Genomic DNA, 25,774 nt, shown 5'->3' on the forward strand with positions numbered 1-25,774 from the left:
CCTGCTGCACCATCGATTCGTAGCGCGCCTTTACCGCGGCATCTTCACCGGCGGTCTGGAAAAACGATTCGTACAGCGCGGCGTCGGAGGGCCGCGCGTCGAGCCACAGCAGCGCCTGGCGCCAGCTCTTTTTCGCCGCCGCGCCGACCGAGGTGTCCCCCGCGAGCTTCTGCAGCCGCGCGATACCGTCGCGCCGCGTGACGTCGCGATAGGTCAGATGCTGCGCGTACGCGAGTGCGAAGCGCGGGTCGTTCGGGTTGTCGTGCGCGAGCTGTTCGAGGCCGCGGCGCGCTTCGTCCCAGCCCTGCGGCGTCGCCGAGAGCGCCTGGTAATACTCGAGCTGCAACTGCGGCGTGGCGGGCTTGCCGGTCAGCGCGCGCTGATACTCCTGCACCGCGCTCGCGCTTTGGCCGGCTTGCGCGAGCCGGCGCGCTTCGTCGATCGTCTGATCGCGCGGGCTGGCCTGGCCCAGCCGGCGGCCGAGCTCATCGAGATTCGGATAGTTCGGCGCGGCCGCCTTCAGCCGCGCGAGGTATTGCTGCGCGCCGGCGCCGTCCTTGCGGTCGGCCAGCACCATGCCCATGCCGAACAGCGCGTCGGGCTGCTTCGGATCGATGCTGAGCACCTTCTGCCACGCTTGCTCGGCGAGATCGCCGCGCTGATGCGACTGCCAGTACTTGCCCTGATCGATCAGCATGCTCAGCGGATCTTTGCTCGCCTGCGCGAGCGCATCGGGCGCGGTCGCGGCCGCGCAGTAGACCACGCCGACGGACAGCGCGATGCGCAGCGACACGGCGAGAGCGTTCACTCGCATCCGGCCCTCCAGGCGGGCACGAGGCTGCCGGCTTCATCGAAGCGGTAGCGGCCATCGATGAACCCCGTGCCGAACAGACCCAGCACACGATCGTAGTACACCGGTTCGCGGCCCGGCACGCTCGCGTCGAGCGCGGCGAGCCGCGTGCGCGCGAGTCCGAGGCCATGCTCGTCGCCCAGCGTCTTGAAGTACGGCGCGAGCGCGCCCCAGTAGCTGAGCGGGCCTTCGCCGCTCGACGCGCCGGTGGTCGACGACACCTTCTCCGGCGGGAAACCGTTCTGCGCGACCTTCGCGCGCATGCCGCCGAGCGCGCCGAGCCACGGCTTCGCGAGCGGATCGGCGGGCGACGCGAGGCCGGCCCACAGATAGACGCGAATCGCGTCGTAGCTGCCGACATCGCCGTTCTTCGGATCGACCGCGAACCGGCCGTTCTGCCACGCCGCCCAGTCGGGCGCGAAGCCTTGCGGCGAGACGGTTTTGACGAACTGATAGGCGTTGTCGGCGAGCTTGGCCCACGGGCCGTCCGGCACCTCGTGGGCGAGCGCGCGCAGCACCGGCAGCGGCAGATAGCTCGGATTCAGACGCGTGACGCTGCTGTTCCTGAAACCCTGCGCGCCCGGCAGCAGCATCGGCCCGAGACCGGACAGGTTCGCGACTTCGTCGTGCGCGATGCGCTCGGCGAGTGCCTGACCGAGCTGCGTGTAGGCGGGGTTGTGCCACAGGCGGCCGGCTTGCAGCAGGTCATAGGCGATCCAGAGATCGGAATCCGATGCCGAATTCGGATCGAGCACACCGTACGAGCCGTCCGGCTTTTTGCCCCATTGCCATGCGGGCAGGCGCAGGTTCTGCGGATCGAACTGATCGCCCGCGAGATTCGCGCGGGTCCAGCCGAGCAGCTTGTCGAAGGTCGCGCGGTCGTTGGCGACCAGCGCGAAAAAGAGCGCGTAGGACTGGCCTTCCGAGGTGGTCTGCTGGGTCGGTGTCGAGTAGTCGATCACGCGGCCGTCGGCCTGCACGAAACGTTGCACGAAGGTTCGCCACGCGCTCCAGTCGCCGCAGGCGGCGGCGTTCTGCGCGGCCTGCGCGGTGCCGCTCGAAGCCGCAAGACTCGCCGACGCCGCGATGCCGATACCGAGCGCCAGCGCAAAAGAGGTCCTTCTGTCGATCCGGAACCGCATACGAGTCATATCCGTTCCATCAGTCCTTCAGTCGACGCGCGGCAAGCGCGCGCAGCGTCCGGTAGCACAGGCCCGCGATGATCAGCGCGGCGAGCACGCCGCCGAACAACAGCAGCAGCGGATGCGACGACAGCGCCCAGCGCAGATACTCCTGCGGCGACAAATGGCCGACATAGTATGCGGAGCCGTTCGACGTGATGGTGACGTCGCGGCCATGGATCACGGCCATCGCGCCTTGAATCTTCGGCAGCACGTCGGCGTCGAGCAGCGCCACGGACAGGTCGGCGTCCGACGGACCGGCCGCGCTGATCAGCGCAACCGCGCTGCGGCCGCTCTGCAGCGGCGACTCGAAGCCGGTCAGCAGCGCGGCGCCGCTCGAGCTGACCATCGTCAGATCGGCGCGCGCGGGTGTGCGCTCGACGCCGCGCTCGCCATGCCACCAGTCGCGCAGCTTGAACACGAGGTCGGTGAGCTGGAACGTGTGCGCGTCGCCGTTACTGGAGAACGGCATCGACTTCGACCAGCGCTGCAACAGCGGCTGCTTGCCGGGCGCGCCGAACACCAGCAGGTCCTTGTCCGCGAAGTGGTCGACGTCGGCCGCGTGGGTGACGGTCACCCCGGCGACCGGAAAGCCGGTCGATTCGCCCATCCGGCCCATCGTCAGCAGATACAGGCTGTAGTCGCTCGGGTCCGGGTCGTCCGGCAGCACGACGGCGGTCTCGGACAGATCCGCCATCCGCGTGAACGGGAAGCCGCTGTTGGCGAACGCGGCCAGGTCGGGCAGCGCCATGTAGTGCGGGAACGACGACAGGTCGATCGTCGAGTTCGGATCGATCGCGCCGACCACGTTCTGCAGCAGGCGGCCCGCGCATTCGCCGGTGTTCGGGATGTCGTAGTAGAAGTGCAGGCGCAGCTGTGTGCGCGGCGTCATCAAGAGCGGCGGGATGCGGATGTTGCGGCGCGCGTCGGCGGTGCCGTCGGGCATGATCAGGTTGAAGTAGCGGCTCATCTCGAACACCGAGGTCGAGCGTGCCGGAATCGGCAGCGCCTGCACGAAGCCGTTGTTCACGCTGATGTTCAGCGACGAGCGGTCGCGCGCCGGCCGCACCGTGTAGCGGTAGCGCAGGTTGATCGGCGCGCCGCGCGTGTGCCACATGAACAGATCGGGCGCCACACGCATGTTGATGCGCACCGCGTCGGCGTCGTAGCCGAACACGGTCAGGTCTTTCGGATCGGCGAGTTCGCCGAAGCGCACCGCGCGGTCGGTCGCCAGCCAGTTCGGCGCGTCGTACGGCACGCGCGGCGTGATCGCGTTCAGCGACGTGATCGTCGCGCTCGCGCCGGACAGCGTGCTATGGCCGATGCCGAGCGACTTCGCGGCGGTCTTCAGCTCGGCCTCGTCGCGGCCGAGCACGAGCAGCAGCTTGCCGCGCGCGTTCGCGTCGCGCTCGACCACCGCGATGGTCGGCCCGGTAATCTCGGGAATCGTCACGCCGGCTGGATGCTGGTCGCTGGTCGCGAACACGACCGCGTTGCCCGACAGCGGCGGGCTGTCGAGCTGGGTCGGAAACAGCGCGCCGCGATAGCCGGCGAGCGAGCCGAACCACGACGCGACGATGCCCGCGGCTTCGAGCGTGCCGTTGCCGGGTTTCTGCGCGAACACGAACGGCAGTTCGAGGCGGCGCACGTCGCGGCGGTCGAAGAACGGCTGCGGCAGCGCGGCCAGTTCCGCCTTCGTCGGGAGCGACGCGTAGCTCAGGTCGAGCGAGCTCGCGTTGCTGATCGTCGCCCACAGCGACGAGTTCGCGGGGTCTTCGCAGGCCGTCGTGTAGTGGCCGATCAGTTGCAGGTTCAGGTGATTGAAGTCGGTGATGAAGCGCGGATCGATCGTGATGTCGCGCGCGACCAGCATGCCGGCCTGCTCGTGCGGCAGCGGCAGCGTGGCGGCGACCTCGCCGTTGATCAGGACCTTCAGTTGCGACAGGTTCGCCAGCAGCGCGGGCGAATAGCTGTAGATCAGATGCAGCGTCGCGCCGGTCACGACTTCGTCGCCGCGCACCGAGAACGCAATGCCGTTCTGGCCGTCGACGCCGCGCAGTTGCAGCGGGTCGAGCGCGCCGAAGTCCGCAAACGTTAGCGTTTGACGGCGGCCTCCGGGCACCAGCGTGCCGGGCTCGGCGGTGGTCGGCGTGCGCATGCCGAGCGCCTTCACCGACGAGGCCGCGAGCGCGGGCGTCGGCGTGGCGAGCTGGTCCTGGGCGATCGCGTTCGGATCGAACGGCACCGCCGCGCTCGGCGCGGGCACGTTGCCGACACCGGTCGCGACTTGCGGGCTTTGCGCCGCGCCGGCGGTTGCGGCGGCTGCCGGGGCCGGCTTGGATGCCGGGGCGGCAGCCGGTGCAGCCGCGTAAGCGAGCGGCACGAACGACGCCAGCGCGGTCTGCAGCGCAAGCCAGCAGGCGACGCCTCGCATGATTCGCCGCGAGTGTCGCGAGCCGTGGAGGGCGAACAGACGCGATTGGGGTCCAGTGCTGTTGCGCCCGTGAGCCGGGTGTTCGATCTTGTCGTTCGGCATCCGGTAGCCCATAGATCAATCTTTCGTTTTTAGCTTCTTGACGTCCGCGGGACGGCTTTTGATCGAACTGCGCAAGTCGTCGTATAGATGCTCGAACAGACCCGCGATGCCGCGCACGCCGACCCTCAGCACATGCGACAGGCCGCGCAGCGGCGTGTCCGTCTCGCGTCCCTCGGCCCAGCCGGTCCACGCGTCCGCGCGGGCGAAGGTGGTCTTCACGAACTCGTACTCCTGTTCGGGCGACATCGACGAAAAGCGCAGGCCCACGCGGCCCGGCTCGGTAAAACTGACGGTGGCGGGAAACGCGTACTCTTCGTCGCCGCGAAACAGCGACACGGTCACGGGCTCCTGCATCGGCACTTCGATCTTGCCGGGCAGCGCGACACCGACGCCGCCTTCCGAGTAGTCGATCGTTTCGCACGCGAGCGTGCGGCCGGTCGAGAACTTCAGCATCACCGGCATCTTCATCGCGACGCGGGGCACCGCGCGGATCTGGCGGCGCTCGCTCGCGGCGGCCACGCTCGCGCCGAGGATCAGCATGTTGTAGCTGGTCCACGCGAGATTGAGCAGCGTGGTCTCGACGATGCTGCGCACGTGCCAGTTCAGATAGATGTGCACGAGACCCACGAGGAAGCCGAGCAGGTTCAGCAGCAGCAAAAACAGGTACGGCCGCGAGATCGACCAGTCGAAGTAGCTCTTCTCGATCACGCCGCCCTTGGCCGTCACGTTGAACTTGCCGAGCTTCGGATTGATCAGCGCGAGCAGCGTCGGCGCGGTGATGTACGACGCTAGCACCGACTCGTACACCTCGGCCCAGAACGAATGGCGGAACATCCGCTGCATCCGCGAGTTCGTGATGCTCGCGTGCATCATGTGCGGCAGCGCGTAGATCGCGATCGTGCTAGCCGCCGCTTCGATCACATGCGCGCCGAAGAACAGGTACGACAGCGGCGCGGTCAGGAACACGAGACGCGGCACGCCGTAGAAGAAGTGCATCATCGCGTTCAGATAGCACAGGCGCTGGCCGATCTTCAGCCCCTTGCCGGTGAGCGGATTGTCGATGCGGAAGATCTGCGTCATGCCGCGCGCCCAGCGGATGCGCTGGCCGATGTGGCCCGACAGGCTTTCGGTCGCGAGGCCGGCGGCCTGCGGAATCGCCAGATACGCGGTGGTGTAGCCGAGGCGGTGCAGCTTCAGTGCGGTGTGCGCGTCCTCGGTCACGGTTTCCACCGCGATGCCGCCGATCTCTTCGACCATGTTCCGGCGCAACAGCGCGCACGAGCCGCAGAAGAACGTCGCGTTCCACAGATCGTTGCCGTCCTGCACGAGGCCGTAGAACAGTTCGCCTTCGTTCGGCACCTTGCGGAACGTGCCGAGGTTGCGCTCGAACGGGTCGGGGGAGAAGAAGTGGTGCGGCGTTTGCAGCATCGACAGCAGCTTGTCGCGCAGGAACCAGCCGAGGCCGATCTGCAGAAACGAGCGGGTCGGGATGTGATCGCAGTCGAAGATTGCGAGGTACTCGCCGGTCGTGATCTTCATCGCCTCGTTGATGTTGCCGGCCTTCGCGTGACGGTTGTTCGTGCGGATCGTCCAGTTCACGCCGACTTCCTCGCAGAACGCCTTGAACTCGGGGCGGCGGCCGTCGTCGAGCACATGGATCGACATCTTGTCGGCCGGATAGTCGAGCGCGAGCGCCGCGTAGACGGTCGGCTTCACGACCGCGAGCGGCTCGTTGTAGGTCGGGATGAATACGTCGACGGTCGGCCACTCGTCGCGATTGGCGGGCAGCGGCATCGGCTTGCGCTTGAGCGGCCACGCGGTCTGGAAGTAGCCGAGCATCAGCACGAGCGTCGCGTAGAGCTCGGCGGAGACGAGCAGCAAACCCCAGGCGGCGTCGAGCGGCCGCTCCCAGGCGGTCGTTTCGGTCAGACGCCAGTACATGTAGCGGCCCGACGCGACGATCGACAGCATGATCATGACCATCGTCGCGTAGCGGCCGGGCAGACGGCGAAACATCAGCGCGAGCACGAAGCACAGCGTCGCGAAGGTCAGCTGCTGATAGAACTCGAGCGGCACCGTGAACACGAAGTACAGCATGTACAGCGCGAGCAGCGTGACGAGTCCGGTGACGATGCGGCTGTTCCAGAAGTTCGCTTCGATGAAGCGCTCGAACCGTGAAGGCTCGCCGCCCTCGGGTTCGCGGGAGGAGGCTGGGCTGCTCATGCGACGTTCCTCGGCTGGGCGGCGATCGCGTCGAGCGCCGCCATGAGCCACGCGCCGCACGCGCGCAAATCGGCGGCGGCCTGACTCAGCGGATCGTAGTGGATCAGCGTCGTGTCGCAGGCGAGCGCTTCGCTGACGCCTTCGTCGAGATGGATCACGCCGGGGAACACCTTGCCGGCGAGCATCTGGCGCAACACCTTCAGCACGTCCTTGGTCAGCTGGCGCGACTGGTCGATCTGGTTGACCACGTAGCCGACGCCGCCGAAGTCCGCACGCGGCGCCGCGTAGGTTTCGATCAGCCGCTCCATGTGCGGGATCGCCGCGTACGACGCGGCGTCGGCGAGCACGATGTTCAGCGCGAAGGTGGCCGCGCTCAGCGCGGTTCGCGCGTAGACCGACGAGCCGGGCGGCGTGTCGATGATGACGATGTCGGACGCATCGAGCCGCAGGTTCTGCAACGACTGCGCGAGCCATTGCGGATGCTGGTCGATATGCGCCTCGAGGCGGCGGCGGTCATCTTCCAGCAGCGCGCCGTACGGCAGCACGGTCACGCCGTCGATGCCGTCGAACATCACCGTTTGCCACGGGTTGCCGGAGAGCGTTGCACGCGACACGCCGTCGACGCTGTCGAGCGGCACCCCGAAGTGCAGACGCAAGGCGTTCTGCGGATCGAGATCGAGCGCGATCACGCGCCGGCCGCTGTTGGCCAGCACGGAGGCGAGGTTGGCGGCGAGGGTGGTCTTGCCGACCCCGCCTTTGGCGGATACCACGGCAATGACTTTCATGGCCGACGCGGACCGTTGGTGAGCCACGACGGGAAGCCGCCGCGCGCGGGGCCGGCGGGTGGCTGGGCGCCTTGCACGGGCGTGCCGCGCAGACGGTCGAAGAGCGAGTTCAGCGACGTGGGCTGGGGCGCGGGCACGGCAGCTTGCGGCCGCGTGGATGGGTTCTGCGCGGCGAACATCTTGCCGAGGATCGACGGTGGCTGGGCCGGATGCGCGGGCGGGGCGGTGTAGGTGGGTTGCGTGGCCTGTAGCGGTTGCAACGGCGCTACCGGTGCGGCGCTGACGCTGGGTGCGACCCATGCGTCAGCTCTCGGTGGAATCGAGGTTTGCGACGCTGCCAGAGCCGGTGCGGAGACCGGCGGGATCGGCGCGATAGGCGCGATAGGCGCGTTAGGCGCGTTAGGCGCGATAGGCGCGATAGGCGCGGATGGGGCGGCAGCCGGCACGCCCGGCGCGGCAGCCTCGTCGGTTTCGTCAGCGGTACGGAAGCGCGACGCGCCACTCGGCGCCGCCGGCTGCGCGGGACTCACCGGCACAGGAGGAATGTCACGCCGGTGAGGGCGCGTGAAGAGCGGCGCCTTCGCCCGCGTCACCGATGCCATGTCCTTCGGCGTCGTGTCCTCATGGACGGCGACGGGCCGTGGCGCCACGCTCGCCGGCGGCTGCTGTTTCGGGTCGCGAAGCTGGCCGATCGCCGGAATCGCCGGTTGCGTCAGATCGAGCGTGACGAGCAGCGGCCAACGGGTGCGCGCGGTGCGCGCGTCGTTCTCGCGACCGATCTCCTGGTACGCATTGGCGTCGCCGCCGAATTGCTCGAACAGTTTTTCGATGTCGTTCGATGAACTCATGATGCCGCCGTCCGGTACATACCGTGCATTGCCCCGAGCCGAGTCCTCGGAGCGCTGTTATTTGAACTGCCTTCCCTGCTTCCACGCGTCGGCTGTATCGACGTCGCACATTTCTTGCATTACTACCGCACTGTCTTGAACCTGGTATGTCGTTCTGCTGATGCTCAGGCCGGATGACGGCCGAGGCGGAATTCGAGCGAGCTGTCCTCGCCGAACGCGCTCGTCTGCACGACCGACAAACCCTGCGCGCCCAACGCGCTCAACCAGGTCTGATAGGCGCCTTCGAGAAACGCCGGCGTCCAGGCGAGCGCCGCTTCGCCGAAGGCCGGCAGCGGCGCGCAATAATGAATGATGCGCAGCGACTCGGCCTCATCGGCGAGTGCGACGTATCCCCAATCCATCTGATGCCAGTAAGAGTTCAACACCTGCTCGAGTTCCGCCGTCGATTCGCAGGCGGGCAGCGGATGCGCGAGCGCGAAACGATTGCCGACGCGATGCATCAGCTGACGCAATTCGTCGCGTCCGATTTGCGCCTCGAACTCGCTCGCCAGTGCGCTCAGCATGCCGCGCCATTGCGGTGAGATCTGGCGTTCAAGCAGATAGTCGAGGATTGAGACCATGTTTTCCGGAAGTGGTCGCTAGCTGTTGCTCATTCGCAAACGTTTGAGCAATTGAGCAGCGGAGTCGTTCGGCAATCGCGTGCCGCGCCATTTACGTCATTTCTGCCCGATTGTCTGCATTGCGGCACACTCGTCAGAAGTCTACTTAAGACACTGGCTTTTAGCCACATTCCGTTGCTCAGCTTATGCGTTTATTGATGCGCATTCGAGACACATGAATTACGTAATTTTTGCTGCTTCAATAAAAATTGAAACGTTTGCTTGTGCTTCGCGCACAAAAAGCTTGCGCAGCAATAGTCGCATTCGCCGACAATTCCGGCACGCTTTGAGCTTAACGCTCTAAATGATGCATTTGGCGGGTGGTAAATCGCGCGAATAGCATTGCGCAATTGCCTGAAACCGTAATGAAAGTTATCGTCGCTTCTTGGCAATGGCCGAGCACGAGCTTCGATTCAAAATAATTCGCAATGGGTAGGCGGCCAAAGCGGCGGGGCGCGATCGAGTGATGGCGGTGTAGTCGAGCGCATAGCAATTCATGCGTCGTTTCACGTTAGCCATAAATGTTTATCGAACGTTTGCCGATAACCATTGGCGGAGTGACCGGAAACCCAGCCTGATCAGCCTCTATGTCTGCCATCCCAACGCAGCACCTGTCCCAGCCGAGTATGCGTGAGCGCTTTCACCGGCGCTCGCTCGAGCATCAGCGGCCGCTTGCCCTCATGAAGCTGGGCTTCACGGTGCTGGCGTTCCTGTCCATGGTGGCGGCGCGCGAACTGGTCAGCGCACCGTCCGCGCCGCTCGTGTACCGGCTACTGTGCGCGGTCGTGCTTGCTCTGCTGGTACTGGCGATCCCGTGCACGAAATCGACGGCGCTGTTCGGCGCGATTTGCGTCGCATACGAGCTGGTGCTGATCGGCGGGCTCGTGCTGAATGCGCAAGGCCTTGCAAATCCGTTGCCGTGGCTGTTGCCCGCGTTCGTCGTGATACCGATCTGCGCGGCGCCGATATGGCTCACGCCCGCGCATTTCGCCACCGGCAGCGCGCTGTTTTACGCGGTGGCCATCGCGCTGCTGCGCGGCAAAACTCATGCGCCCGAGGTCGACGTGGCCGTGTGGACGTGGGTCATCGCGATCGGCGCGCCGACGACGGCGGTGTTCCATTTCGCCTTCTACCATTTCCGGCGCAATCACTTTCTGCTCGAAAGCCAGCTCGCGCAACTCGCCGCAACCGATTCGCTGACCGGCCTGCAAAACCGCCGCTCGTTCGTCAAGCACGCCGAGGGACGACTCGAGACGCTGGCGCCGGGCGCGCGGATCAGCGCGATCTTTCTCGACATCGACAGCTTCAAGTCGCTCAACGACCGCTTCGGCCATGCGGTCGGCGACCACGCGCTGTTTCAGGTCGCGCAGGTGCTCAAGGACGCGGTCGCGCTCTACCACAGCGTGAGCCGCATCGGCGGCGAAGAGTTCGCGCTGCTGATCGACGACGACCTCACCGGCGCGCTGCAATTCGCCGAGCGGCTGCGCCTCGACATCGCCGCGATCGAACGGCCGGACGGCAATCTGACCGCGAGCTTCGGCGTGGCCGAGCACCGGCGCGGCGAAAGCTTCATGGTGCTGCTCGATCGCGCCGACGAAGCGTTGCTGCGCGCGAAGCAGACGGGCCGCAACCGTGTCTGCGCCGAGCGCGCGCGGCCGTTCGACGCGCTGCAGCCGCCGTTCGACGACGTGCTTGCGCCGCGTTACCGCTGGGAAGACTTCTATCTGATCTCGCACTTTCAGCCGCTCTACAGCCTGTCGCATCAGAAGCAGGTCGGCTTCGAGGCGCTGCTGCGCGGCGAGCACGACGACGGCACGCTGGTGCCGCCGGTCGTGATGTTCGCGCCGAAGCCGTCGAGCGACGAAGGCGCGCTCGACCGCGCGAGCCACGCGGTCCATCTCGGCAACGCGCGCCGCGCGCTGCCCGGTGATGCCTGGCTGTTCCTGAACATCTTGCCGTCCACCTTCGTCGCCGACGGCTATGCCGATCAGTTGACGAAAATCGTGCGCGCCGCGGGGCTCGAACCCGAGCGCGTGATTCTGGAGATCCTCGAATCGCATGGCGGCAGCGTCGACGAGATGTCGCGCGCGGCGGCGCGCTATCGCCAGCACGGCTTCCTGATCGCAGTCGACGACTTCGGCGCGGGCCAGTCGAACCTCGACCGGCTGCTGCGGATCCGGCCGGACATCGTGAAGCTCGACGGCGAGCTGATTCGCGCGACCACGCACGGCACCCAGCAGCCGATCCTGCCGAAGCTCGTGTCGCTGCTGCATCAGGCGGGGATGCTAGTGGTCGTCGAAGGTGTCGAGACGACCGACGAGCTGATTCTCGCGGTCGAGTCGAATGTCGATTTCGCGCAGGGCTATCTGCTCGGCCGGCCCGCTGTCGAGATCGCGCCGCCCGAGTCGGTGCACCGCCAGATCGACGATGCATTCGACGTGATCGCGCAGGGCCGCGCGCATCAGTATGCGTTGTTCGAATCCGAGCTGGAGCCGTACCGGGTCGAACTGCGGCGCGCGGCCGACGGCTTGCGCGCCGGCGTCACGATGGACGACGCGTTCGCGCTGCTCGCGACCTTCAAGCGCTGCATCAGCTGCTTCCTTCTCGACGATACCGGCCGCCAGATCGGTCACGAGGTGCGCGGGCCGGCATGGTGCAAGGACGCCGCGTCGCTGCAGCCGGTCGCGAATCCGCGCGATGCGCGCTGGGATCATCGGCCGTACTTCCGCAATGCGGTGCTGCTGCCCGGCGAGGCGATCACCAGTAATCCGTATCTGTCGCTCGCGAGCGGGCGACCGTGCATCGCGGTGACCCTGGCCGTGCATTTGGCGAGCGGGCGCTGTGTGATGGGGGTCGAGCTGGATTGGTCGGCGCGAGGCTTGCCCTGGCCGGCGGGGGAGTAGGGGAAGGCCGCGAGCGCGGGCGGGTGGGGCGGCCCGCGGCTAGCGTTGCGTCAATATCCGCCGTTGACCCGCGGTGCCATCGCCGCCGTGTTCTTGTACGACGCGGCGAGCTCCGCGGCCGCGCGGCTCAGCAAGCCGGTGTCCGTGCCCACCGCGACGAAGCTCGCGCCCGCTGCCAGATATTCGGCCGCCAGCGCGGGATCAGGTGCGAGCACGCCCGCCGCCTTGCCGGCGCCGCGCACGGTTTCGATGCCGCGGCGAATCGCGTCGCGCACGCGTGCGTCGCCCGGTTTGCCGAGCAATCCCATCGACGCGCTCAGATCCGACGGCCCGAAAAACACGCCATCGACGCCATCCACGCGCGCGATCTCCGCGAGATTGTCGAGGCTCTGCACGGTCTCCGCCTGCACGATCATGCATAGTTCGTCGGCAGCGGTGTTCAGATAGTCGGGCACACGATTCCAGCGCGACGCACGCGCGAGCGCGCTGCCGACGCCGCGGATACCCTGCGGCGGATAACGCGTGGCCGCGACCGCATCGAGCGCCTGCGCGGCCGTGTCGATCATCGGCAGCAGCAGCGTTTGCGCGCCGATGTCGAGCAACTGCTTGATCAGCGCGGCGTCGCTTTTCACCGGCCGCACGACCGGATGCGACGGATACGCAGCGACCGCCTGCAGCTGCGACAGCGTGCTGCGCACGTCGTTCGGCGCGTGCTCGTTGTCGATCAGCAGCCAGTCGAAACCGGCGGTGGCGAGCAGCTCGGTCACGTAGGCGTCGGCGAGCGCGGCCCACAAGCCGAACTGCGGCTTGCCGTCGGCGAGCGCGCGTTTGAAGGGGTTGGTCGGCAAGGACATGTCGTTGCTCTCAGATGAAGTTCAAACCGATGCCGCCGAGCGGGCCATAGTCGACGTGGAACGTGTCGCCCGCGCGGGCCGGAATCGGGCTCGTGAATGAGCCGCTCAGGATGACGTCGCCCGCGTTCAGTGATTCATCGTACGGAGCAATCTTGTTGGCGAGCCACGCGACGCCGGTGGCCGGATGGTTGAGCACCGCCGCCGCGAGCCCGCTTTCCTCGACCGCGCCGTTCTTGTACAGCAGCGCGCCGACCCAGCGCAGGTCGACCTCGAGCGGACGCACGGGCCTGCCGCCGAGCACGACGCCCGCGTTGGCGGCGAAGTCGGAGATCGTGTCGTAGACCTTGCGCGGCGCGCGCGTTTCGCGATCGAACTGCTCGATTCGGGCGTCGATGATTTCGATGGCCGGCGTTACATAGGCGGTCGCGTCGAGCACATCGAACAGCGTGACGCCTGGGCCCTTCAACGGTTTGTTCAGCACGAACGCGAGTTCCACCTCGACGCGCGGCGCGATGAAGCGATCCGCGCGAATGTCCTGGCCGCTGTCGATGAACATGCTGTCGAGCAGCGGCGCGTAGTCGGGTTCGTCGATCTGCGACGAGCGCTGCATCGCGCGCGACGTCAGGCCGATCTTCCTGCCCTTGATCACGTGGCCTTCGGCGAGTTTCAGCTTGACCCACTCGCGTTGAATCGCGTAGCCGTCCTGTACGGTCATCTGTGGATACTGTGCGGAAAAATGGCGCAGCTGCGTGCGGGTCTTTTCCGCGTGATCGAGTTGCGCGGCGAGGTCGCGAATGGTTTGTTCGTCTAGCATGAGGTGTCAGCGCTTGAGCCGCGCATGCAGATTGTTGTGTTTCCAGGTGCCCGCTTCGCTGAACTCGTTGATTTCGAGCGACAACGCGAGCCCCTGCCGTTCGAACTCAGTGGCGAAGCACTGCTTGATCAGCGCGAACAGCGCGTCGCCGGTCGCCTTCTTGACGGCCTCCGAGCGACCCGCGCCGATCTTCAGGTTTGCGTGCAGGAACGCGGCGTCGGGACGCCCGTCGGCGATGCAGTACTGGTCGCAGCGCAGTGCGCGCACGCGAATGCCGCCGAGCGGATAGACCCGCTCGCCGTTATCGCGCTGCGCGTCGAGGCACTGCGCGAGGTCTTTGCAAAGTTCGCCGAGCCGTTGAGCATCCGCGAGGTTGGCGCTGTATTCGAGTGTCAAGTGAGGCATGGCGATTCCTCGCGAGTGTCAGACAGGTAGCGGCGTGACCGGGAAGATCGCGTTGATCTGACCGGTGCCCGAACTGCCGAAATAAGGCGTGATGACCTCGACCTTGCCGTCGTAACGGTCCCAGCCGAGCGCGCCTAGCAGCATCGCCGTATCGTGCATGCCGCCTTCGCCCCAGCATTTCTCGTTGTAGAGCGGCAGCATGTCGCAGAAGGTCTTCCAGTCGCCGGCTTCCCACATGCGCACCACGCTGCGATCCATCTGTTCGAGGAACGGGCTCCAGACTTTGTGCAAGAACTGATCGGCGGTGCCGTTGTTCGCGAAGTGATGCGACAGCGAGCCGCTCGCGAGAATGGCCACGGTACCGTCATAGCGTTCTTCGATGGCCTTGCGCACCGCGAAGCCGAAGCGCGCGCTGGTCGCGAGGTCGTGCCACATACACCAGCCCGCCACCGACACCGTCTTGAAGTGCTGATCGCTGTTCATATAGCGCATCGGCACCAGCGTGCCGTATTCGAGTTCGAGCGTGGTCGCGCTGTGCGCGCGGCTTTTCACGCCCATTTCGTTGGCGACTTCTGCGATCAGCTCACCGAGCCCGACATTGCCCGGGTACGCGTACGGCATGTTCCTGATGAAATGCGGCAGCTCGTTGCTCGTGTACACGCCTTCGAATTTGGGCGCGCAATTTATGTGGTATTCGCTATTCACGAGCCAGTGCACGTCGAACACGACGATCGTATCGACGCCGAGTTCGCGACAGCGTCGGCCGATTTCGTGGTGTCCGTCGATCGCGGCCTGACGGCAACCCTTGTGCGGACCGTCGAGCTCGGATAAATACAACGACGGCACGTGTGTGACTTTTGCTGCCAGCGCGAGTTTGCCCATCGCGGTCTCCCAGGTTTTTTCGATGTCGCTGTTAGATGCCCCAGCGCGGAATATGATGCGAGCCGAGCGACACGCAGACGTTCTTCGGTTCGAGGAACACTTCATAGCTCCACGTGCCGCCTTCGCGGCCCACACCTGACGCTTTGGTGCCGCCAAACGGCTGACGCAGATCGCGCACGTTCTGGCTGTTCACAAAGCACATGCCCGCTTCGACGGCGGCCGCCACGCGCAACGCGCGGCCCGTATTCTCGGTCCAGATATAGCTCGACAGACCATACGAAATATCGTTGGCGAGACGGATCGCCTCGGCTTCATCGTCGAACGGAATCAGGCACGCGACCGGTCCGAAGATCTCTTCCTGAGCGATCCGCATGCGGTTGTCGACGTCGACGAACACGGTCGGCGTGACGAAATTGCCGTGGCGCAACGCGGCGGGCAAGTCGGGCGCATCGAGGCCGCCGCACGCGAGCGTCGCGCCTTCCTTCGGGCCGAGCTCGATATAGCTGCGTACTTTCGCGAGATGCCCCTGGCTGATCATCGGGCCGACGATCGTGCTGTCCGCGAGCGGATCGCCCACCGTCAGACGCTTCGCGCGCTCGATAAAGCGCTCGGCGAAGTGCGCGTAAATGGAGCGCTGCACGAGAATGCGCGAGCCCGCGGTGCAGCGCTCGCCGTTGTTCGAAAAGATCATGAACACCGCGGCATCTAGCGCGCGTTCGAAGTCGGCGTCGTCGAAGATCACGAACGGCGATTTGCCGCCCAGCTCCATCGAGAACTTCTTCAGGCCCGCGGTTTGCACGATGCGATTGCCGGTCGCGGTCGACCCGGTGAACGACACTGCGTGCACGTCGCGATGCGCGACCAGCGGTTCGCCTGCTTCCTTGCCGTAGCCGTGCACGACGTTCAGCACGCCCGCCGGAATGCCCGCTTCGAGCGCGAGCTTGCCGAGCATCGAGGCGGTCAGCGGCGACAGCTCGCTCATCTTCAGCACGGCGGTATTGCCGAACGCGAGGCACGGCGCGACCTTCCAGGTGGCCGTCATGAACGGCACGTTCCACGGCGAGATCAGCGCGCACACACCGACCGGATGAAACAGCGTGTAGTTCAGATGCGACTCGGTCGGGTACGTGTGGCCGTCGACGCGCGTGCACATCTCGGCGAAATAGCTGAAGTTGTCGGCCGCGCGTGGCACCAGTTGCTTGCGCGTCTGCGAGATCGTCTGACCGGTGTCCTTCGTTTCGGTCTCCGAGATTTCCGGCACGTGCTTCGTGATCAGCTCGCCGAGCTTGCGGATCAGTTTCGCGCGTTCCGCGGCGGGTTTCGCGGCCCAGGCGGGGAACGCGCCTTTGGCCGCTTGCACGGCCGCATCGACTTCTTTCGCGCCGCCGCGCGCGACTTCGGCGAGCACTTCCTGCGTGGCTGGATTGACGGTTTCGAAATAGTCACTCGAGGTGCACATCTCGCCGTTGATCAGATGGTCGATCGGCATTGCGTTGTCCTTTTGCTGTTCGCTGGGTTTTTGCTGTCCATCAGAGGCCGAAGTCCGCGTCCGATGCGATCGTGTTGACGAGGCGGCCGAGGCCGTCGATCTCGCACACGACTTCATCGCCCGCGTTGACGTTGACGATGCCTTCGGGCGTGCCGGTCAGGATCACGTCGCCGGGCGCGAGCGTCATGAAGCCGCTCAGGTATTCGATCAGCGCGGGGATGTCGGTGACGAGATCGCGCGTATTGCCGCACTGCTGACGCGCGCCGTTCACGAAGGTGCGCAGCTCGAGTTGCGTGACGTCGGCGATGTCGGCGGCGTCGACGAACCAGGGGCCGAGCACCGTGCCGCCGTCGCGATTCTTCACGCGCAGATTCGGGCGATAGTAGTTTTCGAGGTAGTCGCGAATCGCGTAGTCGTTCTCGATCATGTAGCCGGCCACGTGCTGCATCGCGTCTTTACGCGCGACGTTTTGCGCGGTTCGCCCGATCACGACCGCGAGCTCGCACTCGTAGTGCATGAACGTGACGTCGGCGGGGCGGCGCGTGACGCCGCGATGGCCGAGTACCGTGCCCGGTCCCTTCAGGAACACCAGCGGTTCTTCCTGCTTGCTGAACTGCAACTCCTTCGCGTGCTCCGCGTAGTTCAGCCCCAGCGCGAAGATCGTACCGACTTCAATCGGCGCGAGCCAGACCACTTCGTCCTCGCGACGCACGCGACCGTCGGCGAGACGGACACCCTGCTCGTGCGGATACGCTTCGTGAATCGCTCCCGCATAGGCGACGCGGCCGCGCATCATGATTGTTCTCCATGGTGTTGATCGACGCGCACGAACGAGATGGTCAACGGCGGCAGCGTGCCGATCGACAGCGTGGCCGTATCGCCGACATGGGCGACAGGCGAGCCATGCCGCACGCCCAGGGTCAGCACGTCGCCCGCGTTCAGCGTCATGAAGTCGGTGACGTCGGCGAGCAATTGCGCGACGTTGCGCACCGACGATGCGGTGCTCGCCACAAACGGTTCGGCACCGTTCAGCGATATGGCGATGTCGAGCCGATCCGGCGCGGCGACATGGCGGGCGGCGACGAGCGCGGGTCCGATCACGCAGAAGCCGTCGCGTGCGCGCAGCCGTACGTTGGGCCGATACACGTTGGTGTGCGGCACGCTCAGATCGCCGACCAGCGTATAGCCAGCGATATAGTCCGCCGCGCGCTCGACGCCGACGCGCGTCGCGGTCCGGCCGATCACGATGCCGAGCGATGCGCCGACCTCGACGCCGAGCGCGTCATCCGGCACGACCACGCGCGCCCGATGTCCGGCCAGCGTATTGCGCGGCTTCAGATACAGAATCGGCGCTTTCGGCGGCGCCTTGTACGGTGCCGCATGCACTGCGTCGCCCAGCGCGTTCAAGGCGGCGCGATCGTTAAGCAGGACTCCGTACACCGCGCCGCTGACCGGCGCGCGACACGCGACGCCGCGCGCGAGCAACGCGGCCGCGGCGTGCGCGTCGACGTCGCGAGGCAGCGCTTCGCCTTCGGGATGCAGTAGATGATCGGCAAGGGCAAACATATATTCGCAGCCTCGTGGCGAAAGTTCGGCGAAAACACTAAGATGTTAGTAGTATCCTGCTTGATATGATTGACGGTCAATAGGCTGTCAGTTGATCGCGGGTTTTCCCGTAAGCTTCGACAGCTTTTCTTTCCGATTTCTTGCCAACATGTCCGCTGCGTCCACCCGGGTTTTGCACCGCAATCTGCCGATGCTGTTATTACGCGCTCGCGAAAAAATGATGGAGCGCTTTCGTCCGTTGATCACCGCGCACGGACTCACCGAGCAGCAATGGCGAGTGATTCGCGCGCTCAACGAGCACGGCCCGATGGAGCCGCGCCAGATCTCCGACATCTGCACGATTTCGAGCCCGAGCATGGCCGGCGTGCTCGCGCGCATGGAAAGCATGGAGCTCGTGACGAAGGAACGTTTCGCGGAGGATCAGCGGCGCGTACTCGTGTCGCTGACGGATACGAGCATCGAACTGGTACGCGTGATTTCGAAGGATCTCGAGGCGCACTATCGCGAACTCGAGCGCAAGGTGGGACCGGAGATCGTCGAGCGCGTATATCGCGCGGTCGACGATCTGCTGGCGGGGTTGTCGGAAGAGGATGAGTGACGCGGTGGCTTACCAGCCGTAAAACCTCTGCCACGCGACGCTGCTGCCGTCCGGCGCGACCGCGTGATACTCGGGGAACTGCGCGCCGGTCGCGCACGCGTGGTTCGGCAGGATGCGCAGTTTCATACCGATCGGAAAGCGCTGCGCGATGTCGTCGCTCTGTGCATCGGCTTGCGGATCGGCCTGAGCCGCCGCAAGAATCCCGTGCTCCTGGTTGGCGCCGCTCACGACATAGCCCGGCAGCAACGTGCCATTGAGCAAACACGGCTGCCCATAACCGAAATCGTGCGACTGCCGCGAGGTGCCGCGATCGCGGCTTAGCGCCATCCAGCCCGCGTCGAGAATCACCCAGCCTTTGTCTTCCTGATGACCGATCACGGTCGTGAGTACGCTGAGCGCGATGTCGTCGAGCGTGCAGACGCCCACGTTGTGCATGACCAGATCGAACAGCACGTAGACGCCGGCCCGCACCTCGGTGACGCCTTCGAGATTCCGTGCGGCGAGCGCGGTCGGCGTCGAACCGACGCTGACCGCTGGACACGCGATGCCCGCTTCGCGCAGCCGCTCGGCGGCGCGCACACAGCCCGCGCGCTCCTGCTCCGCGAGCGCGGCGAGCGCTTCGGGCGTATTCAACTCATAGCTCGAACCCGCATGAGTCATCACGCCGCCGACCTTCACACCGTTCTCGTGCAGAATCCGCCCGACGTCGAGCAGCGTCTGCTGTTCAGGCTGGATTCCCGAGCGATGGCCGTCCGTATCGACCTCGATCCAGACCTCGAACGTTTCGCCGTGCTGGTCGCCGAACGCGGCAAGCGCCGCGGCGGCGGTCGGGTTGTCGACCACCAGCTTCAGATCGCAGCCCTGACGACGCAGCGCGAGCGCGCGCGGCAGCTTCGACGGAACCATGCTGACGGCGTACAGGATGTCGTGGACGCCGGCCGCGTAGAACGCTTCGGCTTCTTTCAGCGTCGATACCGTAATGCCGCGCGCGCCGGCGGCGATTTGCGCGCGCACGACGTCGATGCACTTGGTGGTCTTCACGTGCGGCCGGAACGCGACGCCGAGCGTATTCATCCGCCCTTGCATGCGCGCGATGTTCTTCTGCATCCGGGCGACGTCGATCAACGCGGCCGGGGTTTCGATCTGTTCGAGTTTCATGCTTGCACCTGAGGAACGAGGTGAGGTTTTAGGTTCAATGGCGACGCTCGCGGCCAAAGCTTGTGAGCCACGGCACGAGCCCGTCGAGCGATGCCGCTTCGACCTCGGGCGCTTGCGCACCCGCAACGAGCGGCAGGCCGACCCGGTTGTGCCAGTAGGTCCGCAGACCCACGGCCGCGGTGCCGAACATGTCGTAGCTCGACCCGGCGACGAACGCGGCGCGCCGCGGTTCGACGCCGAGTTTGTCGAGCGCGAGACGGTACGGGAGCGGGTCCGGCTTGTAGACGCCGGCTTCCTCGGCGGTCACGATCGCGTCCCAGCGCACGGGCAACAGCGCGGACGCCTGCAAGCCGAGCCGCGTGGAGCAGTTGGTGACAACCGCGAGCTTGCAGTGCGGCGCGAGCGCACGCAATGCGTCGAGCGCGCCCGGCCATGGCGTCAGATTCAGCCAGTCCGTTTCGAGCGCGTTCGCGGCCGCTTCGGACAGACCGACTTGCGTGGCGGCTTTCCGCACCAGTTGTTCGTAGGGGACGTAACGGCCGCAGCCGTACGTCAGACGCAGATAGGCGGCACGCCAGGCGCGACCCGCTTCGTCGGAGCCTGCCGCGCGGTTCCACGAGGTCCACGAGTCGAGCAGGGCGGTGAGCAGGTCGAACAGGACTGCGTCGGGGTAGGCGGGGGTGTCGGTGGCGTGGGCGGCAGCAGTCATGATTGCATGTAGGCCGGCTGTTGAAGATGAGTCGATTATAGGTTTTCGATAGGACGTCAGCGTTCAGGGGGGATGACTCTTAGATTCAGACTAACTGAATTATCGCCGCCACGGTGGCAGCGGCCTGAAGCGGCTTTGCAGATACTGCATGAAATGGCGCGTGCGCGCCGGCAGCCCCGTGCGCTGATGCGTGAGCGCGATCACGTTCGCATCCGGCGCTTTCCAGCCCGGCAGCAGACGCACCAGTTTGCCCTTCGCAAGATCGTCTGCGACGTCCCATTCGGAGCGCAGAATCACGCCACGCCCCTCACAGGCCCATTGGCGGATCACGTCACCGTCGTTGCAGCTCAGATGCGCGGATACGCGCACGCTGCGGCGCGTGCGGCCCTTGCTGAACTGCCACAGCGACACGTCCTCGTTGTTTTCGCGCAGCACGATGCAGGGCAGCCGGCTCAACGCTTCCGGCGATTCGGGTTGGCCGATTCGCTTGACGAGTGCGGGCGCCGCGCAGACGAAGCGCGCGTTCGGCGCGATCGTATAGCCGATCAGGTTCGACAGCGGCAGCTCGCCGATATGCACGACGATGTCGAAGCGATCGAGCGTTTCGGTCAACGGCCGGTCCGACAGCGTCAGCGCGACGTCGATATCGGGGTTCTGCTGCTGGAACTCGCCGATCAGCGGCGCCAGATGGCGTCGTCCGAAACCGAGCGGCGCATTGATCTTCAGCGTGCCGACGAGGCCGCCGCGGCGCGTTTGCAGATCGTCGAACAGCGCGTCGAACTGCGCGATCAGATCGGCGCCGCGCTCGCACAGCAGCAGGCCTTCGTCGGTGAATTGCAGGCGGCGCGCGCTGCGGTTCACGAGCTGCGCGCCGAGCTTCTTTTCGAGTTGCTGCAAACGCTGCGTGATCGCCGACGGCGACAGCGCGAGCCGCCGCGCGGCGGCGATCAGACTGCCGCTCGCGCGCAGTGTGAGCAGGAAGCGTATATCGGCCGAATCGTTCATGAGGGCGAGGTGAGTGCATTGGCGGAAGCGTGGAATCTCGCAGCATAATGCGTCCCGCTCGATCACAGGGTAAAGTGGCGCTTCCGGTCTATTGATTCAATCATTGGAAAAGAAGTCCATGTCGTTGCCTCATGAGTCGTCCGCGAACGACGCAGCGCCCGATACTCCGCTGAAACAGGCGGTTTTTCTGCACACGGGCTGGCGCAGCGCGGGCACGTGGGTGTGGTCGCGGCTGCGCGAACTCGAAGGCGCGGCCGGTTTCTACGAGCCGCTCAGCAACGTGCTCGCCGATCTCAAACTGGCCGACGTGCCCGCGTCGCGGCCGACCTTGACCTCGGGTCACCCGCCGCTGGCCGCGCCATACTTCGACGAATACCGGCCGTTTTTGCGCGAAGACGCGCGCGGCGTCGCGGGTTACGACCGGCGTTTCAGCATCGATCGCTTTACCCGCGAGCCCGATGCGACGTTCCCGTCAATGCAGGCCTATCTGCGCGCGCTGAGCGCACACACGGTCGAGCAGGGCCGCGTGCCGGTGTTCAAGTTTTGCCGCACGGGCGGTCGTCTGCCGTGGCTGAAGCGCGCGTTTGCCGAGGCGCTGCACGTGGGTGTGCTGCGCAATCCCGCGTCGCAGTTCGCGTCGGGTTGGCTGCTGCGGCAGCAATGGAGCAATGCGTTTTTTGTCGCCGCGCCGTTTCGCGTGCTCGGTCTGAATCAGATCGATCCGCTGGTGAGCGAGGCGATCGGCGTGTGCGGCGTGCGCCTGCCGCCGCTGCCGCCGATGCCCGATGACGCATATGCGCTCGCGTGCGAGCAGTTCGCGCGCACGGTGGACAGCGACAACGCGTATCGCGCGTTCATTGCGTTGTGGATTCTCTGCGCGTTGCGCATGGGTGAGGGCGTCGATCTGCTGATCGATATGGAGCGGCTCGGCGAGTCGCGCGACTACGCGAGCGGCCTGAGCGCCGCGTTCGATGCGCAATGCGGCTTGTCACCCGACTTCACGAGCGCGCGCGATCTGGTCGTTGAAACGCGGCGCAGCGCGGCGCGCATGACGGGCATCGACGGCGGCGCGTTGCGCGCCGTGCACTCCGCCGCGCTGAAATTCCTGAAGGCGCAGCCGGGTATCGACCCGGCGTTCGTCGAGGTGGTCCGCCAGAAAATGGTGCTGGCCAACGAGTTGACCGAAACGTGGCGCTAGCCCGCCGCCGACACCGCCGCGCGCAGCCCGAGCAGATAGCTGTCCACGCCGAAGCCGCAAATCTGCCCTTTGACGATCTCCGCGAACACCGACTGATGGCGGAACGCCTCGCGTGCGTGAATGTTCGACATGTGGATCTCGACCACTGGCACCGTCAGGATCGCGAGTGCGTCGCGAATGCCATAGCTGTAGTGCGTCCACGCGCCGGCGTTGATCAGCACGCCGTCGGCGTTGTCGGTGAACGCCTGGTGAATGCGCTCGCACATCGCCGCCTCGCTATTGGTCTGAAAGCTCTCGACCCGCACGCCGAGCTCGTCGCCGAGCGCGCGCAGCCGTGCGTCGATTTCTTCGAGCGTGATCGTGCCGTATTGCGCGGGATCGCGCTTGCCGAACATGTTGTGGTTGATGCCGTGCAGCATCACGAATGTTTTCATAGACCATCCTGAGTAATCAACTGTGAAATATCGGCGCCAATTCGGCTTGTTTTAGTGGACCGCCGCCGCGACAGCGCGGGTCGTATCGACGACCGCACCGGTCTTCGCCGCTTCGACGATCGCCTCGGTGATACGCAGATTCTGCAAACCGTCCTGCGCGCTGACGAGCGGCGGCTCCTTGCTGTGAATCACGCGCACGAAATGCTCGAGCTGCAGCTTTAGCGGGTCGTCGCGCGTCATCTCGGCGACGCTGACGTCGAACGGCTTCCACCACGAGCGGTCCGCGGCTTTGGCGTAGGTCTTCAGGCGCATCGTCGGTACCGCGAGCGAGCCGAAGGTGCCCGCGATCACGTAGCAGTCTTCGTCCGGATACGACGGATAGGCCTTGTTCTCTTGCGACGTTTGCTCCCAGCTGCGCGCGCTCGCGGCGGTATCGGACAGCATGAAGCTGCCGAGCGCGCCGTTCGCGAAACGCAGGTTGATCGCGACCGTATCCTCGACCGGAAAGCCGCGCGTCGCATGCGACGAGAAAGCCTGCACGGCGACGATGTCGCCGCACAGCATGCGCAGGTTGTGCACCTCGTGAATCATGTTCAGCAGGATCGGACCGCCGCCGGGCTGGCGCCGCCAGTCGGCGTCGGCGAAGTACTCGTCGGGTTTGAAGAACACCGCGCTGCCCATCACCGCGACGAGCTTGCCCAGCCGCCCCTCGTCGATCAGCTGCCGCGCGCGCGCCATGATCGGACTGTGCGCGCGATGATGACCGATCAGCAGCGGCACGCCGCTGCGCGCCGCGTCGGCGGCGAGCGTTTCCGCTTCGTCGACGCTCGGCGCGATCGGCTTTTCCAGCAGCGTCGGCACGCGCGCCGCGAGGCAACGCGACGCGTGTTCGACGTGCAGCTGGTTTGGCGTCGCGAGAATCACGCCGTCGGGGCGATCGCGTTCGAGCAGTTCGTCGAGCGTGCGGAACAGCGGCACGCCGGCCTCGGCCGCGAGCGCGGCGGCTGCGGGCGACGGATCGACGATCGCCGACAGCGTGCACGCGTCGCTTTGCTGCGCGACCGCCATATGAGCGCGGCCGATGTAGCCCGCGCCGGCGACGGCGATCCGGGTGCTGGTCATGAGCGGGTTCCCTGAAAGTACTGGTTAAGGCGCGCTAGCCGGCAAGCGGGCTCAAGCAACGGCTTTTTTTCCCGCGGCCATGCTTTGCGCGCGCATCGCGTCGTAGCTGAGCTTGTCCATCGGCACGGCATTCTTTTCGCCGAGGTCGCTGAGACGCACACGGAAGTTCTCGCGCGCGCTCCATGCGGAGATCGCGCATACGATCGTGATGCCGAACGTGATCGCGCCGATCGTCAGCGGCACGTTGTGCGATCCCGGCGGCGCGACGTAGGCGAACAGGGCTGGCAGCAGCGCGGTGATCGTCGTGCCGATGTTCTGGCCGATCGCCATCGCCGAGACGCGCGAACGCGTCGGGAACAGTTCCGGGTAGAAGCTCGGGAAGATCGCGTTGTAGCCTTGATAGATGACGCCCCACATCAGGATCGACATCACCATCGCGAGCGGCACGTTGTGGATGCTGATCGCGTACAGATACGCAAAAGAAAGCAGCCCTGCCCCGAGCGCGCCGACGATGATCGGCAGACGCCGCCCGATCCGGTCGGATAGGTTGCCCACGTACGGAATCACCAGCACCGCGACGATGTTGCCGATCACCGGAATCCACAGATACAGGCTTTTCGAAAAGCCGATCCCGTACGACGGCTGCACCGCGTACGCCGCACCAAAAATCGTCGCGACGACCGGGATCACGTTCATCAGCGAGCACAGCACGACGCGCAGCATGTCGCGCCAGTTGTACTTGAACGCTTCGACGATCGGCGAGCGAGGCACACCGCCGCTCGCGCCTTCCTTCTCGAACGCGGGCGTTTCGTGGACTTCGCGGCGGATGATGTAGCCGGCGATCAGCACGATCGCGCTGAGCAGGAACGGAACGCGCCAGCCCCACGAGTTGAACGATGTGTCGTCCATGTAATAGGCGAGCGGCAGGAATACGGCGGCGGCGAGAATCTGGCCGGCCTGCACGCCTTGCAGCGTGAAGCTCGCGTAATAGCCGCGTCGTCCGAATGGCGCGTGCTCGAGGATCATCGAGCTGGCGCCCGAGATTTCACCGGCGACCGCGAAGCCCTGGATCAGCCGGAGCACGACGAGCAGCACCGGCGCGAGAAAGCCGATCTGGTGATAAGTCGGCAGCAAGCCGACCGCCATCGTCGACAGACCCATCAGGAACATGCAGAGCAGCAGTACGTTCTTGCGCCCGTGGGTATCGCCCCAGTGCCCGAGCACGATCGCGCCGATCGGCCGCGCGACGTAGCCGACGCCGTAGGTTGCGAGCGATGCGACGATCGCGATCTTCGGGTTGCCGGAAGGGAAGAACAGTTGAGGAAAGATGAGCGCGGCGGCCTGCGCATAGATGAAGAAGTCGTAGTACTCGAGTGCCGAGCCAATCCAGCCGCTGGCGGTTGCCTTGCGCGCCTGCGAGCTATGCCCGCCACTTGCCGATGCGTTCGTTTGCATGTCGTCTCCTGAATGGGAAATGTTTTTGTCAGCTTCTACGGCTGAATCATTGGCGCTTTTAAACGGGCACCGCGCAAGCCAGGATTTTCCTGATCTCGTT

Annotated in this window: 23 protein-coding genes; 3 read left to right on the forward strand and 20 right to left on the reverse strand. The window is 65.6% G+C overall.

Going from position 1 to position 25,774, the window contains the following annotated elements:
* The 7 genes from AB3X89_RS26780 to bcsD form a co-directional block, all read right to left on the reverse strand.
* On the reverse strand, positions 1 to 814 hold an 814-nt coding region (locus AB3X89_RS26780), incomplete at its 3' end, for a tetratricopeptide repeat protein (RefSeq protein WP_368585976.1).
* Positions 805 to 1,992, reverse strand: coding sequence for a cellulose synthase complex periplasmic endoglucanase BcsZ (bcsZ, locus tag AB3X89_RS26785; protein ID WP_368586042.1), 1,188 nt, complete (start codon positions 1,990 to 1,992; stop codon positions 805 to 807). The genes bcsZ and AB3X89_RS26780, both read right to left, overlap by 10 nt.
* A 19-nt stretch (positions 1,993 to 2,011) precedes the next feature.
* The gene (gene bcsB, locus AB3X89_RS26790; protein ID WP_368585977.1) at positions 2,012 to 4,579 is read right to left on the reverse strand and encodes a cellulose biosynthesis cyclic di-GMP-binding regulatory protein BcsB; all 2,568 of its coding nucleotides are present in this window, start codon (positions 4,577 to 4,579) and stop codon (positions 2,012 to 2,014) included.
* Positions 4,580 to 4,582: 3 nt separating this feature from the next.
* Positions 4,583 to 6,790 (reverse strand): UDP-forming cellulose synthase catalytic subunit, encoded by a 2,208-nt coding sequence (bcsA, locus tag AB3X89_RS26795; RefSeq protein WP_368585978.1) that lies wholly within the window; start codon positions 6,788 to 6,790, stop codon positions 4,583 to 4,585.
* Positions 6,787 to 7,575: a cellulose biosynthesis protein BcsQ gene (gene bcsQ, locus AB3X89_RS26800; protein ID WP_368585979.1), complete on the reverse strand. Its 789-nt coding sequence runs from the start codon at positions 7,573 to 7,575 to the stop codon at positions 6,787 to 6,789. Before bcsQ ends, bcsA begins: the two co-directional genes overlap by 4 nt.
* On the reverse strand, positions 7,572 to 8,423 hold the full coding sequence (bcsP, locus tag AB3X89_RS26805) for a cellulose biosynthesis protein BcsP (protein ID WP_368585980.1): 852 nt from the start codon (positions 8,421 to 8,423) through the stop codon (positions 7,572 to 7,574). The genes bcsQ and bcsP overlap by 4 nt, the downstream gene beginning before the upstream one ends.
* Before the next feature lie 164 nt (positions 8,424 to 8,587).
* The gene (gene bcsD / locus AB3X89_RS26810; protein WP_368585981.1) at positions 8,588 to 9,043 is read right to left on the reverse strand and encodes a cellulose biosynthesis protein BcsD; all 456 of its coding nucleotides are present in this window, start codon (positions 9,041 to 9,043) and stop codon (positions 8,588 to 8,590) included.
* Between the two features lie 626 nt (positions 9,044 to 9,669).
* Between bcsD and AB3X89_RS26815 the strand changes: the two genes are divergently transcribed.
* Complete coding sequence (locus AB3X89_RS26815) at positions 9,670 to 11,985, forward strand: EAL domain-containing protein (protein WP_368585982.1); 2,316 nt, start codon at positions 9,670 to 9,672, stop codon at positions 11,983 to 11,985.
* 50 nt (positions 11,986 to 12,035) lie between these two features.
* On the opposite strand, the gene hpaI is transcribed toward AB3X89_RS26815, so the two are convergent.
* From hpaI to AB3X89_RS26850, 7 genes are read right to left on the reverse strand one after another with little or no spacing between them, the layout of a single operon-like run.
* Complete coding sequence (hpaI, locus tag AB3X89_RS26820) at positions 12,036 to 12,839, reverse strand: 4-hydroxy-2-oxoheptanedioate aldolase (RefSeq protein WP_368585983.1); 804 nt, start codon at positions 12,837 to 12,839, stop codon at positions 12,036 to 12,038.
* A 10-nt stretch (positions 12,840 to 12,849) separates the two neighbouring features.
* Complete coding sequence (gene hpaH, locus AB3X89_RS26825) at positions 12,850 to 13,653, reverse strand: 2-oxo-hept-4-ene-1,7-dioate hydratase (protein WP_368585984.1); 804 nt, start codon at positions 13,651 to 13,653, stop codon at positions 12,850 to 12,852.
* Between the two features lie 6 nt (positions 13,654 to 13,659).
* On the reverse strand, positions 13,660 to 14,058 hold the full coding sequence (locus tag AB3X89_RS26830) for a 5-carboxymethyl-2-hydroxymuconate Delta-isomerase (RefSeq protein ID WP_368585985.1): 399 nt from the start codon (positions 14,056 to 14,058) through the stop codon (positions 13,660 to 13,662).
* A gap of 18 nt (positions 14,059 to 14,076) precedes the next feature.
* Complete coding sequence (hpaD, locus tag AB3X89_RS26835; protein WP_368585986.1) at positions 14,077 to 14,940, reverse strand: 3,4-dihydroxyphenylacetate 2,3-dioxygenase; 864 nt, start codon at positions 14,938 to 14,940, stop codon at positions 14,077 to 14,079.
* A gap of 31 nt (positions 14,941 to 14,971) precedes the next feature.
* On the reverse strand, positions 14,972 to 16,429 hold the full coding sequence (gene hpaE / locus AB3X89_RS26840) for a 5-carboxymethyl-2-hydroxymuconate semialdehyde dehydrogenase (RefSeq protein ID WP_368585987.1): 1,458 nt from the start codon (positions 16,427 to 16,429) through the stop codon (positions 14,972 to 14,974).
* Positions 16,430 to 16,469: 40 nt separating this feature from the next.
* Entirely contained in the window at positions 16,470 to 17,225 is a 756-nt protein-coding gene (locus tag AB3X89_RS26845; protein WP_368585988.1) for a fumarylacetoacetate hydrolase family protein, read from the reverse strand.
* On the reverse strand, positions 17,222 to 17,995 hold the full coding sequence (locus tag AB3X89_RS26850; RefSeq protein ID WP_368585989.1) for a fumarylacetoacetate hydrolase family protein: 774 nt from the start codon (positions 17,993 to 17,995) through the stop codon (positions 17,222 to 17,224). The genes AB3X89_RS26845 and AB3X89_RS26850 overlap by 4 nt, the downstream gene beginning before the upstream one ends.
* Positions 17,996 to 18,185: 190 nt before the next feature.
* Here AB3X89_RS26850 and hpaR point away from each other — a divergent pair, with 190 nt between their 5' ends.
* Positions 18,186 to 18,593: a homoprotocatechuate degradation operon regulator HpaR gene (gene hpaR / locus AB3X89_RS26855; protein WP_176124839.1), complete on the forward strand. Its 408-nt coding sequence runs from the start codon at positions 18,186 to 18,188 to the stop codon at positions 18,591 to 18,593.
* A gap of 9 nt (positions 18,594 to 18,602) precedes the next feature.
* On the opposite strand, the gene AB3X89_RS26860 is transcribed toward hpaR, so the two are convergent.
* From AB3X89_RS26860 to AB3X89_RS26870, 3 genes are all read right to left on the reverse strand, one after another.
* Positions 18,603 to 19,751 carry a DSD1 family PLP-dependent enzyme gene (locus AB3X89_RS26860; RefSeq protein ID WP_368585990.1) on the reverse strand — a complete coding sequence of 383 codons (1,149 nt, stop codon included), beginning with the start codon at positions 19,749 to 19,751 and terminating at the stop codon, positions 18,603 to 18,605.
* Positions 19,752 to 19,785: 34 nt separating this feature from the next.
* A complete protein-coding gene (locus AB3X89_RS26865) occupies positions 19,786 to 20,460 on the reverse strand; it encodes an HAD-IA family hydrolase (protein WP_368585991.1) in 675 nt (224 codons plus the stop codon).
* A 99-nt stretch (positions 20,461 to 20,559) separates the two neighbouring features.
* A complete protein-coding gene (locus AB3X89_RS26870; protein ID WP_368585992.1) occupies positions 20,560 to 21,465 on the reverse strand; it encodes a LysR family transcriptional regulator in 906 nt (301 codons plus the stop codon).
* Between the two features lie 118 nt (positions 21,466 to 21,583).
* Here AB3X89_RS26870 and AB3X89_RS26875 point away from each other — a divergent pair, with 118 nt between their 5' ends.
* Complete coding sequence (locus AB3X89_RS26875) at positions 21,584 to 22,663, forward strand: hypothetical protein (protein WP_368585993.1); 1,080 nt, start codon at positions 21,584 to 21,586, stop codon at positions 22,661 to 22,663.
* On the opposite strand, the gene aroQ is transcribed toward AB3X89_RS26875, so the two are convergent.
* Genes aroQ through AB3X89_RS26890 form a run of 3 tightly spaced genes read right to left on the reverse strand, consistent with a single transcriptional unit; the run spans position 22,660 to position 25,674 of the window.
* Positions 22,660 to 23,097 carry a type II 3-dehydroquinate dehydratase gene (gene aroQ, locus AB3X89_RS26880; RefSeq protein WP_368585994.1) on the reverse strand — a complete coding sequence of 146 codons (438 nt, stop codon included), beginning with the start codon at positions 23,095 to 23,097 and terminating at the stop codon, positions 22,660 to 22,662. The two genes, AB3X89_RS26875 and aroQ, sit on opposite strands and share 4 nt — an antisense overlap.
* A gap of 51 nt (positions 23,098 to 23,148) precedes the next feature.
* Positions 23,149 to 24,219, reverse strand: a complete 1,071-nt coding sequence (locus tag AB3X89_RS26885; protein WP_368585995.1) for a Gfo/Idh/MocA family protein — start codon at positions 24,217 to 24,219, stop codon at positions 23,149 to 23,151.
* A gap of 51 nt (positions 24,220 to 24,270) precedes the next feature.
* Positions 24,271 to 25,674 (reverse strand): MFS transporter, encoded by a 1,404-nt coding sequence (locus AB3X89_RS26890; RefSeq protein ID WP_368585996.1) that lies wholly within the window; start codon positions 25,672 to 25,674, stop codon positions 24,271 to 24,273.
* Positions 25,675 to 25,774 lie beyond the last annotated feature (100 nt).

Source organism: Paraburkholderia sp. BR14320, assembly GCF_040948665.1.
Taxonomy (GTDB): domain Bacteria; phylum Pseudomonadota; class Gammaproteobacteria; order Burkholderiales; family Burkholderiaceae; genus Paraburkholderia; species Paraburkholderia youngii.

Bases quoted from the DNA above. Each gene is read 5' to 3' on its own strand.
- AB3X89_RS26885 (WP_368585995.1), bottom strand. From the start codon at position 24,219: ATGACCAGCACCCGGATCGCCGTCGCCGGCGCGGGCTACATCGGCCGC.
- AB3X89_RS26860 (WP_368585990.1), bottom strand. From the start codon at position 19,751: ATGAAACTCGAACAGATCGAAACCCCGGCCGCGTTGATCGACGTCGCC.
- hpaD (WP_368585986.1), bottom strand. From the start codon at position 14,940: ATGGGCAAACTCGCGCTGGCAGCAAAAGTCACACACGTGCCGTCGTTG.
- AB3X89_RS26890 (WP_368585996.1), bottom strand. From the start codon at position 25,674: ATGCAAACGAACGCATCGGCAAGTGGCGGGCATAGCTCGCAGGCGCGC.
- hpaE (WP_368585987.1), bottom strand. From the start codon at position 16,429: ATGCCGATCGACCATCTGATCAACGGCGAGATGTGCACCTCGAGTGAC.
- aroQ (WP_368585994.1), bottom strand. From the start codon at position 23,097: ATGAAAACATTCGTGATGCTGCACGGCATCAACCACAACATGTTCGGC.
- bcsP (WP_368585980.1), bottom strand. From the start codon at position 8,423: ATGAGTTCATCGAACGACATCGAAAAACTGTTCGAGCAATTCGGCGGC.
- AB3X89_RS26865 (WP_368585991.1), bottom strand. From the start codon at position 20,460: ATGACTGCTGCCGCCCACGCCACCGACACCCCCGCCTACCCCGACGCA.
- hpaH (WP_368585984.1), bottom strand. From the start codon at position 13,653: ATGCTAGACGAACAAACCATTCGCGACCTCGCCGCGCAACTCGATCAC.
- bcsZ (WP_368586042.1), bottom strand. From the start codon at position 1,992: ATGCGGTTCCGGATCGACAGAAGGACCTCTTTTGCGCTGGCGCTCGGT.
- hpaI (WP_368585983.1), bottom strand. From the start codon at position 12,839: ATGTCCTTGCCGACCAACCCCTTCAAACGCGCGCTCGCCGACGGCAAG.
- hpaR (WP_176124839.1), top strand. From the start codon at position 18,186: ATGCTGTTATTACGCGCTCGCGAAAAAATGATGGAGCGCTTTCGTCCG.
- AB3X89_RS26870 (WP_368585992.1), bottom strand. From the start codon at position 21,465: ATGAACGATTCGGCCGATATACGCTTCCTGCTCACACTGCGCGCGAGC.
- bcsB (WP_368585977.1), bottom strand. From the start codon at position 4,579: ATGGGCTACCGGATGCCGAACGACAAGATCGAACACCCGGCTCACGGG.
- bcsA (WP_368585978.1), bottom strand. From the start codon at position 6,790: ATGAGCAGCCCAGCCTCCTCCCGCGAACCCGAGGGCGGCGAGCCTTCA.
- AB3X89_RS26845 (WP_368585988.1), bottom strand. From the start codon at position 17,225: ATGATGCGCGGCCGCGTCGCCTATGCGGGAGCGATTCACGAAGCGTAT.
- AB3X89_RS26830 (WP_368585985.1), bottom strand. From the start codon at position 14,058: ATGCCTCACTTGACACTCGAATACAGCGCCAACCTCGCGGATGCTCAA.
- bcsD (WP_368585981.1), bottom strand. From the start codon at position 9,043: ATGGTCTCAATCCTCGACTATCTGCTTGAACGCCAGATCTCACCGCAA.
- AB3X89_RS26850 (WP_368585989.1), bottom strand. From the start codon at position 17,995: ATGTTTGCCCTTGCCGATCATCTACTGCATCCCGAAGGCGAAGCGCTG.
- AB3X89_RS26815 (WP_368585982.1), top strand. From the start codon at position 9,670: ATGTCTGCCATCCCAACGCAGCACCTGTCCCAGCCGAGTATGCGTGAG.
- bcsQ (WP_368585979.1), bottom strand. From the start codon at position 7,575: ATGAAAGTCATTGCCGTGGTATCCGCCAAAGGCGGGGTCGGCAAGACC.
- AB3X89_RS26875 (WP_368585993.1), top strand. From the start codon at position 21,584: ATGTCGTTGCCTCATGAGTCGTCCGCGAACGACGCAGCGCCCGATACT.